The sequence below is a fragment of the Mycobacterium sp. SMC-21 genome, from assembly GCF_045310825.1.
Taxonomy (GTDB): Bacteria; Actinomycetota; Actinomycetes; order Mycobacteriales; family Mycobacteriaceae; genus Mycobacterium.
This window is the reverse complement of the sequence record NZ_JBJIAO010000022.1, coordinates 43,988-59,986: the sequence shown is the minus strand read 5'-3', so window position 1 is coordinate 59,986 and position 15,999 is coordinate 43,988. Positions and strand designations below refer to the sequence as shown.

The window sequence follows — 15,999 nt, the reverse complement described above, 5'->3', positions numbered from 1 at the left end:
GGGTCAGACGTTGGAGGCCGCCCACTCCGACAACCGGCGGTCGCGTTCGGCGGCGTCGACCTCTTCGACGCGCGTCATCACCGCCCAGCGCTGGCCGAATGGATCGATGATCGACGCGAACCGGTCACCGGTGACGAAAGTCTGTGTCGCTTCCCGGATCGTCGCGCCGGCCCGCTCGGCGCGGTCGACCACCGCGTCGACATCGGGGCAGTACAGCACCACCGAATGCGTGACCGGACCGCTGCGGGGCGGCGCCACCAGTTCGTAATCGGGGTTGGGATCGGACAGTTGCAGCCGGCCGGTACCGAAGTCCAGCTCGGCGTGGGCCACCTTGCCGTCGCTCGCGTCCATCTTCTCGATCAGCCGCGCGCCGAACACCTCGACGTAGAAGTCGATCGCGGCGGCGGCCCCATCGATCACCAGGAACGGGGTGAGGCTGGTGTAGCCCTGGGGAATTGGTTGCACGCTCATGGCACCCAGTTTCGTAGGGTCAATGGTGTGGCGGCTTGGAAAAACCCGACAACAGCTCCCAAGCTGGGTGTGGTCGGCCGTGCCAATACCGGCTCGGTGTTCGATCTGCAGCAGTGGCAGCCGTCCGCCGCGGCAGCGGTCTGGGTCGAGAACTTCTGGTCCGTCACTTGGGATTTACGGGACGTCGAGCCGTTCGACAGCACCGTCATCACCTTTCCCGCGGTGCACCTGACGCACGAGTGGGGCACCGACGAGGTCCGGCACGGTCACCGGTTGCCGGCGACGCTGGTGCACGGCGTGGTCGAGCGGGTGTTCACGACCACGCTGTCGGGGGCAGGTTCGGTGGTGGGCGCCAGGTTCCGGCCCGGCGGCTTCGCGGCCCGTTTCGGCCGGGACGCCGGCGCGCTGACGGGCCGCGTGCTGCCGGTGGGTGCGGAATTACTGGGCGCCGCAGTCCCTTTCGCCGACGATATCGACCGGGCCGCAGCGGCTCTCGACGCCGCGATCGGCAACCACACCGATGTGGACGCCACGTATCGGGACCTGACGCGATTGCTCGACCGGGTTCGCGCCGATTCACAGCTGCACCGGGTCGAACAGGTGATGGCGCTGTCTCCCTGGAGTGAGCGGACAACGCAGCGGGTGTTTCGCCGGTACGTCGGGGTGCCGGTGAAATGGGTGCTGTGCCGCTACCGTCTGCAGCACGCGGCACTGCAGATCGAGACGGTGCCGGACCTCGACTTCGCCGACCTGGCAGTGCGATTGGGTTGGTACGACCAAGCGCACTTCATCAACGACTTCCACGCCATGCTCGGCTGCACGCCGGGGGAGTACGCCACAAAACACCGCCGATGATGGGTAATCTGCGCCGCATGGACCCTCGTGACCTGGCGTTCGCCGGCGCCGCCGAACAGGCCAGGATGCTCGCCGCCGGTACGGTGACCGCACCTGAACTCGTCGAGCTGTACCTGGACCGGATCGCGCGCATCGATCCCGAATTGCGTTGTTATCGAACGGTTCTGGCCGAGAGTGCCAGGGCCCAGGCGCAGGCCGCGCAGGCCCGGCTGGACGCAGGGGAACGGCTACCGCTGCTCGGCGTGCCGATCGCCATCAAGGATGACACCGATGTGGCGGGCGAACTGACCACGTTCGGCAGCAGCGCGCACGGACCGGCCGCCACCACGGACGCCGAGGTGATTCGGCGGCTACGCGATGCCGGCGCGGTGATCCTGGGCAAGACCACGGTGCCCGAGCTGATGATCTGGCCCTTCACCGAGACACTGACCTACGGCACCACGCGAAACCCCTGGAATCCGGAGTATGCGCCGGGCGGCAGCAGCGGGGGCAGTGGCACCGCGGTCGCCGCCGGGCTGGCGGCAATGGCGCTGGGATCGGACGGGATGGGCTCGATCCGGATTCCCGCCACCTGGTGCGGGTTGTTCGGCATCAAACCGCAGCGCGACCGCGTGCCGCTGAGCCCGCACGACGATTCGTGGTGCGGCCTGGTCGCCTACGGGCCGTTGGCCCGCACCGTCGAAGACGCGGCCCTGTTCCTCGACGCCACCACCGACGGCGGCTTCGTGGCGGCCGCACGACAGGCACCCGGACGCTTGCGGATTGCGTTGAGCACCAAGGTGCCACCGCTGGTGACGGCACGGGTGGGCGCCAAGCAGCGCGCCGCGGTGGAGCAGGCGGGCGAGCTGTTGCGCGAATTGGGCCACGACGTCGTCCAACGAGATCCGGACTATCCGCGGTCGGCGGTGTACGGCCACGCCCTGCCGCGCTACTTCCGCGGTGTCTACGACGACGTGTCCGCGCTGCCGCATCCGGAGCGACTGGACCGCCGCACCCGGTCCTTCGCCCGGATCGGTGGGTTGATCTCGCAGCGGCGCATCGACGCGATCCGCGCCGCCGAACCCGCGCTCGCCGCTCGGGTGCAATCCGTTTTCGACAGTGTCGACGTGGTGATCACCCCGGGCGCGGCGACCGGACCGTCGCGGGTCGGGCAGTACCAGCGCCGCGGCGCCGTCTCGACGCTGGCGTCGGTCGCTGCGCGCGTGCCCTTCCAGGCCATGTTCAATGTCACCGGTCAACCGGCGGCCGTGGTGCCGTGGGGGCTGGACAATAACGGTGTCCCGACGTCGATTCAGTTGGTGGGCAGGCCCTTTGACGAGGCGACGCTGCTGTCGCTGAGTGCGCAGATAGAAGGTGCGCGGCCCTGGGCGGGCCGGCGGCCTCCGGTCGGTTAGCGCGCGCCGAGCGCGGCCTGGATGTCGGGCTTCATCTGCAGGAGTTGCTGACCCCAGTAGGCCCAGGTGTGCGTGCCCGTCGGCGGGAAGTTGAACGTGGCGTTGTGCCCGCCCGCGGCCTGGTACGCGCCCTGGAACTTGGTGTTCGACGCGAGCGTGAAACTCTCCAGGAACTGCTGTGGCACACCGCTTGTCGCGCCCGCCAGGTCGTCCGGCGTGCCGGTGCCGCAGTACACCCACAGCCTGGCGCCAGACGAGGCGATCCTGCCGACGTTGACCGTCGGGTCGTTGCGCGCCCATGCCGGATCACCGGGAGGCCCCCACATGGCGCCGGGGTTGAAGCCGCCGGAATCGTTCATCGCCAGCCCGACCAGCGACGGCCAGAACGAGTCGGACAAGTTCAGGAATCCGGACAGTGAACCGGCGTACCGGAATTTGTCCGGGTGGTCCGCCACGTACATGAGTGCGGTCGATCCGCTCATCGACAGCCCGACCACCGCGTTACCGCCGGTTGAGATGTGCTTGTTGGCGGCCAACCACGCCGGCAATTCCCTGGTCAGGAAGGTTTCCCACTTATAGGTCTGGGTGGTGCCGTTGCCGACGGCCGGCTGATACCAGTCGGTGTAGAAGCTCGACATGCCGCCGACCGGCATCACGACGGACAGGCCCGAGCCGTTGTACCACTCGAACGCCGGGGTGTTGATGTCCCAGCCGTTGTTGTCGTCTTGCGCGCGCAGGCCGTCCAACAGGTAGAGGGCGTGCGGACCGCCGGCCTGGAATTCGACTTTTATGTCGCGGCCCATGGCCGCCGATGGGACGTTGAGGTATTCGACGGGCAATCCGGGTCGGGAGAACGCGCCGACCGGCGTCGGTGCGATCAGACCACCGATCGTCAGCGCCGTCAGCGCCGCACCCAGATACTTCGTGAATCCCGGCAGGTTCTTGGCGATGCGTGACATGGGTAAACCCCCTGGGTCCGGATGCGGATACACACCACATTCGCGCGGCATACCCCCATCGGCCGAGGTGAAACGTTCAGCGGATCATTTGCCACGCCGCGAGTTTGTCGGCGAACGACATGGTCAGCGCTCCGCTGCTCGACGGCAGGCGGGCGGCGGGCAGCGCGATGTCGGCGCGCTGAAACAGCGTGTACGCCGTCAGCCCGTTGACGAAGCCCCGCTCGATCGTCGGGTGTTGCGTCAGGAACGCGTCGAAATCATTGAGCACCAACGTCTTTCGGTCGATATTGGCGTCCAGGCTGCCGACTCGACGGCAACTGTGCACGACGTCCCACAGCGCCACCCCGGCGGCGGTGACGGCGTCGAGGCGCTCGGCATAGGGCAGCTCCGCGTCGAACCCGATGAGCGCACCCAGCAGCCGCCAGAACTGGTTCCGCGTGTTGGCGTAGTACTCGCCGGTGTCCAGCGACTTCTCGCTGGGAAACGAGCCGAGGATCAGCACCCGTGGGTCGGCGCCGACAATCGCCGGCAGCCCCGTGCGTAGCGGCATCTCTGGCTCGGTCATGTGCCCATTCTGCGGGGCTGCCAGGCGCGATAGGTTGGCCGGGTGAGTGAACAAGCTGCCGAGCCGGTCGACCGTGCCGAGCTGACCGACTGGCTGCTGTCCGAGGGGTTCACCGAGGACCAGATCAACGAGTCGTTCGCGCCGATGCTGCTGCCTTCGCGGCGGGCGTTGGGTGATGACGGCACCAGGTTGTCGGCCCGGCAGATCAGCGAGCGGTGGGGCGTGAATCTGGACCTGCTGCAACGAATTCTGCATGCAGCCGGCCGGCCCCGGTCCGAAGACCTGGACGCCGAGCTGTTCCTGCCGGTCGACAGCGACCTGGTCGGCTACGCCCAGCGGTTCCTCCGGCTCGGCCTGCCGGAGGATCAGGTCGTCGCGGTCGTCCAGGTCATGGCCGAAGGTCTGTCCCGCACCGTCGAGGTCATGCGTTTTGCCGCGTTGTCCGCGATTCTGCAACCGGGTGTCAGCGAACTCGACGGCGCGAAAGCCACCGCGGCGCTGATCGGCGAGGCCGCGCCGCTGCTCGGGCCGATGATCCAGGACATGCTCCGGACCCAGTTGTTGCACGCCATGCTGGAAGAGGAGGTCAGCGCCACCGAACGGATGGCCGGACGGCCGCTGCCCGGGTCCGGGCAGGTGTCGGTGGCCTTCGCCGATCTCGTCGGGTTCACCAGTCTGGGGGAGGAACTGCCGCCGGAGGATTTGGAGCAGTTGTCGCAGCGGCTGGCCGATCTTGCGCGCGATCTAGCCGAGCCGCCGGTGCGGTTCGTCAAGACCATCGGGGACGAGGTCATGCTGGTCAGCGCTGAGCCGGTCCCGCTGCTGAACATGGTGCTGCAGCTCGTCGACGCGGCCGAGAAAGACGAATTCCTGCCGCGCCTCAAGGCGGGCATGGCGACGGGGCCAGCGGTGAGCCGGGCCGGGGACTGGTTCGGCCGGCCGGTCAACCAGGCCAGCCGGGTCACGGGAGTGGCCCGGCCCGGGTCGGTTCTGCTGGCTGAATCCGCACGTGAGGCAGTCGGCGACGCGCCGGATTTCGAGTGGTCTTTCGCCGGTGCACGACGGCTCAAAGGCATCCGTGACGAGGTGAAACTGTTCCGCGCCCGCCGCGGCGTGGAGTAACCGCGGCACCGATGCCCCTCGTATACCGGCTTGCACGAAGGCCGAGACGCGGCTTACATGGGTAGGCATGCCAGACATTGATCGTCGCAGCATGCTGTCGATGGCGGGGCTGGGCCTGCTGGCCGCCACGCTTCCCAGGGCCGAGGCCCACGCTGATACGCCCGGAAAACTCATCTTCGAGGACAACTTCGACGGCCCTGCCGGATCGTCGCCCGACACCTCGAAATGGGAGATCGCGACGGCCCGTGAGTCGATGGAGAACCCGACGTATTGGGAGATGCCCGAACGCGTCGGCCAGTACCGGAACGACCGCAAGAACCTGTTCCTGGACGGTAAGTCCAACCTGGTGATCCGGGCGGCCAAGGACGGGAACACGTACTACAGCGGCAAGATTTTCGGCACCTTCAAGGCCGGCATCGGCCATACCTTCGAGGCCCGGATCAAGCTCAACTGCCTGACGCCGGGCTGCTGGCCGGCCTGGTATCTGGCCAACAACTCGCCCGGAATCGGCGGCGAGGTCGACATCATGGAGTGGTACGGCAACGGGAGCTGGGCCCACGGTACGACCGTGCACGTCAACCTCAATGGCGGCGAACATGTTTCGCACAACATCACGCCGGACAGTGCCTGGCACAACTGGCGCTGCCAGTGGGACGACGCCGGGATGCGGTTCTGGCTGGACTACACCGACGGCGCGCAACCGTACTTCAATGTCCCGGCAAAGTCGTTGCCCAACTGGCACTTCAACGACCCCGGCTACACGCTGTTCCCGATCCTGGGCCTCGCCGTCGCCGGGTCCGGTGGCGGCGACCCGTCAGGGGGAACGTACCCGGCCGAGATGCTGGTCGACTGGGTGAAGATCTGGTAGTTACCTGCTCGGTTTGAAACTGCGGAGCCGCAGGCTGTTGCTCACGACGAACAGTGAGCTGAAAGCCATTGCCGCACTGGCGATCATCGGGTTCAGCATGCCCGCGGCCGCCAGCGGAATCGCCGCGACGTTGTAGGCGAACGCCCAGAACAGGTTGCCCTTGATGGTCTTGAGGGTGGCGCGGGACAGCCGGATCGCGTCGCCCGCTGCCCGCAGGTCGCCACTGACCAGGGTCAGGTCCGAGGCCTCGATCGCCACATCGGTGCCGGTACCCATGGCCAGTCCCAGGTCGGCCTGGGCAAGGGCGGCAGCATCATTCACGCCGTCGCCGACCATCGCCACGACCCGGCCCTGATCCTGCAGGCGCTTGATCTCGTCGACCTTGTCCGCGGGCAGCACCTCGGCGATCACCGTCGCGATGCCGACTTCGGCGGCCACCGCGCCGGCCGCGCGGGCGTTGTCCCCGGACAGCAGGACCGGGGTCAGTCCCAGCTTCTCGAGGTCGGCAATGGCTTCGGCGGCAGTGTCTTTCACCTTGTCGGACACCACGATGACGCCGGCTGTGGCGCCGTCGATCGCGACCCACACCGGGGTACGGCCTTCCGCCTCAGCCGTGTGCGCAACGTTCTCCAACTCCGGGGTGGCCGCCGTGGCCAGCCAGCTGTACCGCCCGACGGCGACCTCGTGACCGTCGACTACGCCAGTGACGCCGCGGCCGTCGTGGTTGACGAAGTCGGTGACCGCCGGCAGCGGCCCGTCGGCGGCGGCCCGGGTCGCGATGGCCTGGGCGATGGGGTGTTCGGACGCGTGCTCCAAGGCTCCGGCGAGCCGTAACACGTTGTCGGACTGGGCATGTACTGCCGCCACCGTCATCTTCCCGGTCGTCACCGTTCCAGTCTTGTCCAGCACGACGGTGTCGACCTTGCGGGTCGATTCGAGTACTTGCGGGCCCTTGATCAGGATGCCCAGCTGCGCGCCGCGGCCGGTGCCGACCAGCAGGGCCGTCGGTGTGGCCAGGCCCAGGGCACAGGGGCACGCGATGATCAGCACCGAAACGGCGGCGGTCAGCGCGGCACTCACCGTGCCGCCGGCGACCAGCCAGCCGATTAACGTCAGCAGCGCCAGCCCGATCACCACCGGCACGAACACCGCCGACACCCGGTCGGCGAGGCGCTGCACGTCGGCCTTGCCGCTCTGCGCATCGGCCACCAGGCGCGCCATCTGCGCCAGCTGTGTGTCGGCGCCGACACGGGTGGCCTTGACCTCAAGGCGCCCACCGGCATTCACCGTTGCGCCGGCCAGCTGATCGCCGGGGCCGACCTCGACAGGCACCGATTCGCCGGTCAACATCGACGCGTCGACGGCAGACGTTCCCGTCACCACCACGCCGTCCGTGGCGATCTTCTCGCCCGGGCGGACGACAAAGACATCTCCGACAGCCAGTTCCTCGATGGGCACCCGGGTTTCGTAGCCGTCACGGAGCACCGCGACGTCCTTGGCGCCGAGATCGAGCAGCGCGCGCAGCGCGGCCCCGGACTGCCGCTTGGCGCGGGTCTCGAAGAACTTGCCGGCCAGGATCAAGGTCGTGACGGTGGCGGCGACCTCGAGGTAGAGGTGGTCGCTGCCCATGGCCAGCATCCATACCGACCACAGGTACGACGTGAGCACACCCAGCGACACCAGGGTGTCCATCGTCGCCGCGCCGTGCCGCAGGTTGGTCCACGCGGCGTGATGCAGCGGCCAGGCGCCCCAGAACACCACGGGGGTGGCGAGGGCCAGCGCCCACAGCGCCCAGTGCGGGAATTGCAAGGCCGGAATCATGGACAGCGCGATGACGGGGATCGTGAGGGCCAGTGACGCCAGCAGGCGCGGCAGGTAGGCCGGTTCGGCGGGGGTATCGGCCTTGTCGACGCTCGCGGTGTAGCCGGTGGCCTCGACGGCCGCGACAAGATCGTCGGTGGTCACGCTGTCCGGGTAGGTGATGGCCGCCTGCTCGGTCGCGAAGTTCACGCTGGCGTGAACACCGTCGATCCGGTTGAGCCGCTTCTCGATTCGGGCCGCACACGACGCACACGTCATGCCGCCCACGGACAGGGTGACCGACGTGGTCATGCTGGTTGGACGACGTCGTATCCGGCGTCTTCGATGGCGGCGGCAACGGCGGCCCGATCGGCCTCGCCGTCCACTCGTACGGTCCCGGCCTTGAGGTCCACCTCGACGCCGGTTACGCCGGGCAGCGGCTCGACAGCTGAGGTGATGGACGCGACGCAGTGTCCGCACGACATTCCCTGAACTTCAAGTACCTGACTCATGCCTGGAGTATATACCCATAGGGGGTATAGGTAGGGCTGTGATTCGGGTCTCGGATTCGGGTGTCGGCTGAATCTCTTCCTTTAGTCGCCTCGGGTGGCATCCTGGTTCCATGGCGCGCAGAGAAATTGACCCGGTCCGGGCGAAGAGTGCCCTCGCGGTAGCGAAGGAACACCCGGGCATGCTGCTGTTCCTGGCGTCGCCGGTGATTGCCGCCATCGTCCTGGTCGGTGTCTTCGTCAGTCCGGGCTGGGCGGTGTTCCTGGCGTTGGTGGCGCTCGGGGCGGCCGTCTTCGGCGGTTCCGCGCTGCTGCGTAAGCGCTGATAGCCCCTTTTTGCGGCGTACGTTCACTTGGGGTGAAAGGCCGTTTCGTTACAGCTGTAACGGTGTAATCATGTAAGCATGAGGCAACGTCATTCAGGCCAGGACCGCCGTGGCGGCTGGCAACAAGCGCAGCAGCCTGACGCGGGCGACGCCGCCGACTGGTTCGCCGGCCGGCTCCCGGAAGAGTGGTTCGCCGGCGACCCGGAGGTCACGGTGGACCGCGAGGAGATCGTGGTGATCGGGCGACTGCCCGAGCCGGAGAATCCGGAAACGGCCGCCCGGGCCTCCGGGCGCGTGGCGCGGTTCCGGGAAGAGACCCGGGCCGAGCGCATGCGGATCGCCGACGAGGCCGAGGCCCGCTACGGCCGCAAAGTGGCCTGGGGTGTGTCGGTCGGGGAGTCGGAGCGAATCCTGTTCACCCACTTGGCTGTTCCGGTGATGACCCGACTGAAGCAGCCCGAGCGTCAGGTTCTCGACACCCTGGTCGACGCCGGCGTGGCCCGGTCGCGGTCCGATGCGCTGGCGTGGTCGGTCCGGTTGGTCGGCGAACATGCCGAGGAGTGGCTCGCCAAACTGCGTGACGCCATGACGGCGGTCGACGATCTTCGCGCGGAGGGTCCGCAACTCTGATCAACCATTGACGTTCGCCGCCGCTCGGGTGCAGGCTCAAGGTACTGGCCCGATGGGAGCGCGTCATGAGCGATCGGTTGTTCAATTACATCGGCGAGATGCTGTGCGGCAGCCTGAATGCCGACCTCGCGTCGGCCCGGGTGCTCGCGCCGGGTGACTTCACGAAATTCCTCACGGATGACGTGCGACTACACGCCATCCAGGGACGGTTGGCGGCCGAGGAATGGGGCACCGCGGAGCGGCATGGGCCGGTGCGGGTCCTGGCCACGCACATCATCATCACCGAGCACGGGCTGCTGTACGCGGCCGAGGTCGGCGGTCCGAATCCCGGTTACTACCTGGCGGCGCCGCGGACCCTGCTGGAACCCGTTGCCGACCACATCGCGGACAGCCCGCCGCCGTCGGGCACGGCCGCAGCCGTGGACTGCCGGATGGACCACGACCTCGCGTCCATCTGGCAGTTCGAGAGTGCGCTGCGGCATCGCCTCGAATCCGATCCGGTCATCCGGGTCCAGCTGACGGCAGCGTTCGCGGCCTGAGTCATGGGCTCGACGGCGTCCCTGCGCCGCCAAAGCCTGGTGCGCAGTGCGGTTTTCACCGTCGTCGTACCCGGCACCATGGCCGGCCTGATCCCATATTCGCTGACCGGTTGGCGGCGGATCGGTGACCTGTTCGGCGTGCCCGGCACATGGATCGGCGGCGTGGTGCTGATTGCTCTGGGCCTCCCGGTGCTGCTCGCGGCGATCTACAAATTCGCCAGTGATGGGCTCGGCACGCCCTTGCCGGCCGCGCCGACGCAGAACTTGGTCGTGACGGGGCCGCACCGGTACGTCCGCAACCCGATGTACCTCGCGGTCGCGGCCGTCATCGTTGGTCAGGCGCTGGTCCTCGGCCAGCCGGTACTGCTTTGGTATGCAGTCTTTTTCGTGCTTGGCACGGCCGCGTTCGTCTACTTCTATGAGCAACCCGCGCTGCTGAGGCAATTCGGCGACGAGTACCGGCGCTACTGCGAGTCGGTACCTGCCTGGCTGCCGAGGGTCACGCCATATCGGCCGTAGGTCTGTGGGTGGCGACGCGGTCTCTAGGCGAGTGAAATTCCCTGCTGTGCCTGCGTATTCGACACCTCGCGCCCGCGCGTCTTCCCGCGCCGCCCGCCTGCGCATCCTGCCGTCGGCATCGGCGCATTCGGTGCCGGATCGACGGCACGCCCGGGCCACGGGACCCCGCAGCCCAAGTTCGGCGGTCGCAACTGCCCTTCCGGGATCGCTCGAACCGTCACCGATGTCCTGATGTAGGCCGAAAACTCCTTGCTGTTCGAACAGATGTTCGATACAATTGGGCATGGGAATCGCACCGGATTTCAACGCTCTTCTCGATCACCTGCGTGGCGTGGCCGTCACCGACGACATGTCCAGGGACGACGCGGTGGCGGCGATGACGTGCGTGATGAAGCTGCGCAATGTGATCGATCATGTGGCGGCGATGCTGACCGGGGTGTTGGATCGCCGCGGGGTGGCGGCGGCGCAGGGGCGGACGCCGAGGGAGTTGTTGATGGCGTTGGGATGTGCCCCGTCGGTGGCCGAGCGCTTTATCCGGGTATCGGGCGCGTTGCCGGCATTGCCCACGCTCGCGGCGCATGCTGCCGACGGGGCGATCTCGGGGGAGCATGTGGATGCGATTGTCAAAGGCGTCAACCACATCCGCGCCCGCGCACCCGGTGAGGTGAGCGAGGAAGACCGGTTCGGGCAGGTGACCGATCTGTTGGGGCAGTTCTTCTCCGGGGCGACGCCCGCCGACATCGGGGCCCGCGCCCGCCGTTTGGGGAACCGGCATGCGGCCGCCGAAGGTGGGTTGCCGGCCGCGGAGGACCGGTCGGTCAACACCGTCGAGCACCGCGTCACCTCCGATGGTCGGGTGCAGGTGCGCGCGGACTTGGACGTGGAGGTGGGCGCCAAGCTGGTCGCAGCGATCGAGGAACACTCGGCACCGCGGCCCGAACCCGACGGCAGCCCCGACACCCGCACGGCGGGCAGGCGGCGGGCCGACGCGCTGGAAGCGGTGCTGGACATCGCCGCCCGCGGCGGCGACACCGCCTCGGCCCCGCGCACGCAGCTACTGGTGACCGTCCCGGCGGATGCCCCGGATTTGGCCACGCTGGAATTCATCGGGTCGATCAGCACCATGACCCTGGAACGAATCTGCTGCGACACCACCGTCACCACCATGATCGTCGACGGCGAACACGTACCCCTCGATATGGGCCGAGAGAAACGCCTGTTCCCGGCGCACCTGCGCAAAGCGCTGTATCTGCGGGATCAGTGCTGCATCAAATGCGGCGCCCCACCCGGACGCACCCACGCCCACCACATCATCCACTGGACCCACCACGGTGAGACATCACTAGCCAACGGCTGCCTGCTGTGCCCGGCCTGCCACGCCAACGTCCACCACGACGGCTGGGACGTCGTCGTGGGCCTGGACAAACACCCCTGGCTCGTCCCACCCGCGGCCGTCGACCCGCAACGAAAACCGATCCCCGCATACAACCGCCGCACCATGCGCCTCGACACAGCCGCATAACACCTAAAGCATTGCGCACCTTGACAACTCAACAGTGACAACACATCGCGGGCCTGCCTCTTCAGCGGCGGAGTGGCAGGCCCGCGCACCGGCTGAACACAGGGAACCTTCGGTGGGAGGGATGCCCGGTGGGTGGACCTAGCCCGCGACCGTCAGGCCTGCGTCATCTTCCAGTAGGCCCCGCGTCGCTGGAGCAACTCGTCGTGGGACCCACGCTCGACGATGCGCCCGGCCTGCACCACGAGGATCAGATCGGCATCTCGGATGGTGGAAAGCCGGTGCGCGATAATGAAACTGGTCCGATTACGGCGCAGCTCCGCGGTGGCTTGGGCGATCAGCAGCTCGGTGCGGCTGTCGACGGAACTGGTGGCCTCGTCGAGGATCAACAGCTGGGGTTGCCGGACCAGCGCGCGGGCAATGGTGATCAGCTGCTTCTCGCCGGCGCTGATGTTCACGCCGTTCTCGTTGAGCCGCGTCTGGTACCCGTTCGGCAGCGTGTGCACGAAGTGGTCGACGCGCGCGGTACGAGCAGCCTCGATCACCTCGGCCTCGGTGGCGTCCGGACGTCCGTAGGCGATGTTGTCGTAGATGGTGCCGGCAATCAGCCACGTGTCCTGCAGCACCATGCCGATGCGCGACCGCAGCTCGGCGCGGCTCATCGTCGCGATGTCGCGGCCGCCCAGGAGGATTCGGCCGGAATCCGGCTCGTAGAACCGCATCAGCAGATTTACCAGCGTGGTCTTTCCGGCTCCGGTCGGCCCGACGATGGCCACGGTGGTGCCCGGTTCGGCGACGAACGACAGGTCCTCGATGACAGGGGTCCCGGGTACGTAGGAGAAGTTGACCCGCTCGAACTCGACGAGGTCCGGCGGAGCCGCGGAACTGCCGGCCGCGGCTCCGCCAGGGCCGGGTGCAACCGAACCGCGGTCGGCCGCAGCCGAGCCCCGGTCCGCCGCAACCGAGCCCCGGTCCGGCACGGCCGAAACACGGCCAAGTGCCGGTCCAGCTCCGGCCTCTTCGTCAGCATCCAGGAACTCGAAAACCCGCTCGGCGCTGGCCATCCCGGACTGCATGGTGTTGTACATCGACGCGATCTGGGTCAAGGGCTGGTTGAACTGCCGCACGTACTGGATGAATGCCTGGATGCTGCCCAGGCTGATCTGCCCGGTCGCCACCTGGATACCGCCGACCACCGCGACGCCGACATAGCTGACGTTGCCGATGAACGTCGTGATCGGGGAGACCAGTCCGGACAGTGACTGCGCCCCGAAACTCGACTGGTACACATCGTCATTCAGTTCGCGGAACTTCTCCTCGGCGAGTGCCCGGTGGCCATATGTCTTGACGACGGTGAAGCCGCTGTAGGTCTCTTCGATGTGGGCGTTGAGCCGGCCGGTGTTGCGCCACTGCGCCATGAACTGTTGTCGCGATCGCTTGGTGATGATGCGCGTCGCCAGCAAGGTGAACGGCACCGTCAGCACGGTGATCAACGCCAGCAGCGGCGAAATCCAGATCATCGCCGCCAGCACCGCCACCACGGTCAGCGCCGAGGTCAGCAGTTGGCTGACGGTGATCGTCAACGACGTCTGGACGTTGTCGATGTCGTTGGTGACGCGGCTGAGAATCTCCCCACGGGGCCGGGAATCGAAGTAGGACAACGGCAGCCGGTGAATCTTGTCCTCGACGTGGGAGCGCAGCGTGAACATGGTGCGCTGCACGATGGTGTTGAGCAGTCGTGCCTCGGTCCACACCATCACCGCAGAAACCAGATACAGGAGCAGCGCGAGCGTCAGCACGTGGCCGATCGCAGTGAAGTCCACGCCCTGTCCCGGAACGACGTCGGACCCGGCGAGCAGGTCGGCAAAGGTGTTGTCGCCCCGGGCCCGCGCCGCTGCCACCGCCTGCTCACGGCTGATGCCCGCTGGCAGCCCGCGGCCCAGAACCCCGTTGAACAACAGGTCGGTGGCATGGCCCAGGATGCGCGGTCCGATCACGCCCGCGGCGATCCCGGCGATGCCCAACAGCATCACCACGATCACCCGACCGCGTTGCGGTGCCAGCTGTTTCACCAACCGCAGCGCCGTACCGCGGAAGTTCTCGGACCGCTGACCCGAAGCCAGCATGGCGGCCGACGGCGGCCGGGTCACGCCAGGCCTCCGGCCACAACCGCTTGCGAGTCGGCGAATTCGCGGTACACCGGGCACGACTCGATCAGTTCGGAATGCGTGCCGACGCCCACCACGTGGCCGTTGTCGAGTACGACGATCTGATCGGCGGCGGCGACCGTCGAAAGGCGCTGGGCGACAATGATCACCGTGGCCTCGGCAGCCACCGCGGACAACGCGTCCCGCACCCGGGCGTCGGTGTGGACGTCCAGCGCGGAGAAGGCGTCGTCGAACAGGTACACCGCGGGCCGCCGTACGACTGCGCGGGCGATGGCGAGGCGCTGGCGCTGTCCACCGGAGAAGTTCGTGCCGCCCTGTGCGACGGGCATGCCCAGCCCCTCGGGGTGGTCCGCCACGAAATCGGCCGACGCGACACCGAGCGCCGCCCACATCTCGTCTTCGGTCGCATCGGCCTTGCCGAACCGCAGGTTGTCGGCGACCGTGCCGGAGAACGCGTGCCCGCGCTGCGGCACCACCCCGATCATCGACCACAGCTGTTCGGGGTCGTAGTCCCGGACGTCGACGCCGTCGACCATCACGGAGCCGGACGTGACGTCGTACATCCGGCACAGCAGCGCCATCAGTGTCGACTTTCCGGAGCCGGTCGATCCCACGATGGCCGTCACCGTCCCGGGCGAAGCGGTCAGTGAAACGCCGTGCAGCACAGGGTCGTCGGCGCCGGGGTACCCGAAGGTGGCTGCTTCCACCCGTACCTCCCCGCGCCGGACCTCCGGCACCACGGGCACAGCGGGCGACACGATCGTCGGCTCGGTGACGAGCACGTCGGTGATCCGCTCGGCGCACACCGACGCCCGCGGCAGGATCACGAGCACGATGGTCACCATCAGCACGGCCATGAGGATCTGCATGAAGTACGAGAGGAATGCGATCAGCGAGCCGACCTGCATCTGGCCGTGGTCGATGCGGATGCCTCCGAACCAGATCACCGCAACGCTGGACAGATTCACCACGAGAGTGGTGGCGGGCAGCATCAGTGCCTGCCACCGCCCGACGGTCAGCGTGGTGTCGGTCAGGTCGTAATTGGCGTCCGCGAACCGGGCGCGTTCGGCGTCGTCGCGCGAGAAGGCCCGAACCACGCGAATGCCGGTGAGCTGTTCGCGCAGCACCCGATTGATGTTGTCGATCAACCGCTGCATGCGGCGGAACAGCGGCAGCAGCCGGGAGATGATCAGGTAGTTGCACCCCGCCATCACCGGCACGCTGACGAGCAGCAGCCACGACAGGCCGGCGTTCTGGTGCACGGCCATCGCGATGCCGCCGATGCACATGATCGGCGCGGTGATCAGCATGGTGCAGGTCATCTGCACCAGTACCTGGATCTGCTGGACGTCATTGGTGGTGCGCGTCATCAGCGTCGGCGCCCCGAACCGCACGGCTTCGGCATTGGACCAGCCGAGCACCTGGCGGAACACGGCCCAGCGCAGGTCGCGGCCGAAGCCCATGCCGGCGCGGGAACCGAAGTAGACCGCGCCGATGGCGCACAGGACCTGCATCGCACTGACGGCGAGCATGACGGCGCCGAGCCGCCCGATCACACCGGTGTCGCCGCGCGCCACGCCGTGGTCGATGATGCGGGCGTTGAGCGTCGGCAGATACAGCGAGGCCAGCGTGCTGATCAGTTGCAGCGTCGCCACCACCGTCAGCTGCCGCCGATACGGCCTCGTGTACTGCCGCAGCAGTGCCCAGAGCATGCGGTTACTGTGGCACACCCGGGAATGCTTATAGAAAGACCAG

Annotated in this window: 16 protein-coding genes; 9 read left to right on the top strand and 7 right to left on the bottom strand. The window is 67.6% G+C overall.

Annotated features, from left to right (window positions below; translation table 11 throughout):
• Positions 1 to 3 precede the first annotated feature (3 nt).
• Entirely contained in the window at positions 4 to 471 is a 468-nt protein-coding gene (locus ACJH6H_RS19935) for a glyoxalase/bleomycin resistance/extradiol dioxygenase family protein (protein WP_212812584.1), read from the bottom strand.
• 27 nt (positions 472 to 498) lie between these two features.
• On the opposite strand from ACJH6H_RS19935, the gene ACJH6H_RS19930 reads away from it, so the two are divergent.
• Both ACJH6H_RS19930 and ACJH6H_RS19925 read left to right on the top strand, forming a co-directional pair.
• Positions 499 to 1,326 carry a DUF6597 domain-containing transcriptional factor gene (locus ACJH6H_RS19930; protein ID WP_406775643.1) on the top strand — a complete coding sequence of 276 codons (828 nt, stop codon included), beginning with the start codon at positions 499 to 501 and terminating at the stop codon, positions 1,324 to 1,326.
• A gap of 17 nt (positions 1,327 to 1,343) precedes the next feature.
• A complete protein-coding gene (locus ACJH6H_RS19925; RefSeq protein ID WP_406775642.1) occupies positions 1,344 to 2,720 on the top strand; it encodes an amidase in 1,377 nt (458 codons plus the stop codon).
• Here ACJH6H_RS19925 and ACJH6H_RS19920 read toward each other — a convergent pair.
• Both ACJH6H_RS19920 and ACJH6H_RS19915 read right to left on the bottom strand, forming a co-directional pair.
• On the bottom strand, positions 2,717 to 3,679 hold the full coding sequence (locus ACJH6H_RS19920) for an alpha/beta hydrolase family protein (RefSeq protein ID WP_318986579.1): 963 nt from the start codon (positions 3,677 to 3,679) through the stop codon (positions 2,717 to 2,719). The two genes, ACJH6H_RS19925 and ACJH6H_RS19920, sit on opposite strands and share 4 nt — an antisense overlap.
• A 76-nt stretch (positions 3,680 to 3,755) precedes the next feature.
• Positions 3,756 to 4,244, bottom strand: coding sequence for a DNA-deoxyinosine glycosylase (locus ACJH6H_RS19915; protein ID WP_318986578.1), 489 nt, complete (start codon positions 4,242 to 4,244; stop codon positions 3,756 to 3,758).
• 42 nt (positions 4,245 to 4,286) lie between these two features.
• On the opposite strand from ACJH6H_RS19915, the gene ACJH6H_RS19910 reads away from it, so the two are divergent.
• On the top strand, positions 4,287 to 5,366 hold the full coding sequence (locus ACJH6H_RS19910; protein ID WP_318986577.1) for an adenylate cyclase regulatory domain-containing protein: 1,080 nt from the start codon (positions 4,287 to 4,289) through the stop codon (positions 5,364 to 5,366).
• Positions 5,367 to 5,433: 67 nt separating this feature from the next.
• Positions 5,434 to 6,234 (top strand): family 16 glycosylhydrolase, encoded by an 801-nt coding sequence (locus ACJH6H_RS19905; protein WP_318986576.1) that lies wholly within the window; start codon positions 5,434 to 5,436, stop codon positions 6,232 to 6,234.
• Here the strand turns inward: ACJH6H_RS19905 and ACJH6H_RS19900 are convergent, their stop codons facing one another.
• Both ACJH6H_RS19900 and ACJH6H_RS19895 read right to left on the bottom strand, forming a co-directional pair.
• Positions 6,235 to 8,346: a heavy metal translocating P-type ATPase gene (locus tag ACJH6H_RS19900; protein ID WP_318986575.1), complete on the bottom strand. Its 2,112-nt coding sequence runs from the start codon at positions 8,344 to 8,346 to the stop codon at positions 6,235 to 6,237.
• Complete coding sequence (locus ACJH6H_RS19895; protein WP_212812576.1) at positions 8,343 to 8,546, bottom strand: cation transporter; 204 nt, start codon at positions 8,544 to 8,546, stop codon at positions 8,343 to 8,345. Before ACJH6H_RS19895 ends, ACJH6H_RS19900 begins: the two co-directional genes overlap by 4 nt.
• 110 nt (positions 8,547 to 8,656) lie before the next feature.
• Here ACJH6H_RS19895 and ACJH6H_RS19890 point away from each other — a divergent pair, with 110 nt between their 5' ends.
• The 5 genes from ACJH6H_RS19890 (at position 8,657) to ACJH6H_RS19870 (ending at position 12,079) form a co-directional block, all read left to right on the top strand.
• Positions 8,657 to 8,869: a hypothetical protein gene (locus tag ACJH6H_RS19890; RefSeq protein WP_318986574.1), complete on the top strand. Its 213-nt coding sequence runs from the start codon at positions 8,657 to 8,659 to the stop codon at positions 8,867 to 8,869.
• 78 nt (positions 8,870 to 8,947) lie between these two features.
• Positions 8,948 to 9,499 (top strand): hypothetical protein, encoded by a 552-nt coding sequence (locus ACJH6H_RS19885; protein ID WP_318986573.1) that lies wholly within the window; start codon positions 8,948 to 8,950, stop codon positions 9,497 to 9,499.
• Between the two features lie 65 nt (positions 9,500 to 9,564).
• The gene (locus ACJH6H_RS19880; RefSeq protein ID WP_318986572.1) at positions 9,565 to 10,038 is read left to right on the top strand and encodes a glucose-6-phosphate dehydrogenase; all 474 of its coding nucleotides are present in this window, start codon (positions 9,565 to 9,567) and stop codon (positions 10,036 to 10,038) included.
• A 78-nt stretch (positions 10,039 to 10,116) separates the two neighbouring features.
• Complete coding sequence (locus ACJH6H_RS19875; protein WP_318986571.1) at positions 10,117 to 10,557, top strand: isoprenylcysteine carboxylmethyltransferase family protein; 441 nt, start codon at positions 10,117 to 10,119, stop codon at positions 10,555 to 10,557.
• Between the two features lie 283 nt (positions 10,558 to 10,840).
• Complete coding sequence (locus ACJH6H_RS19870; RefSeq protein WP_318986570.1) at positions 10,841 to 12,079, top strand: DUF222 domain-containing protein; 1,239 nt, start codon at positions 10,841 to 10,843, stop codon at positions 12,077 to 12,079.
• Positions 12,080 to 12,231: 152 nt separating this feature from the next.
• On the opposite strand, the gene ACJH6H_RS19865 is transcribed toward ACJH6H_RS19870, so the two are convergent.
• Together ACJH6H_RS19865 and ACJH6H_RS19860 are read right to left on the bottom strand one after the other, a co-directional pair.
• Entirely contained in the window at positions 12,232 to 14,202 is a 1,971-nt protein-coding gene (locus tag ACJH6H_RS19865; protein ID WP_318986608.1) for an ABC transporter ATP-binding protein, read from the bottom strand.
• A gap of 20 nt (positions 14,203 to 14,222) precedes the next feature.
• Positions 14,223 to 15,956 carry an ABC transporter ATP-binding protein gene (locus tag ACJH6H_RS19860; protein ID WP_406775641.1) on the bottom strand — a complete coding sequence of 578 codons (1,734 nt, stop codon included), beginning with the start codon at positions 15,954 to 15,956 and terminating at the stop codon, positions 14,223 to 14,225.
• Positions 15,957 to 15,999: the final 43 nt, after the last annotated feature.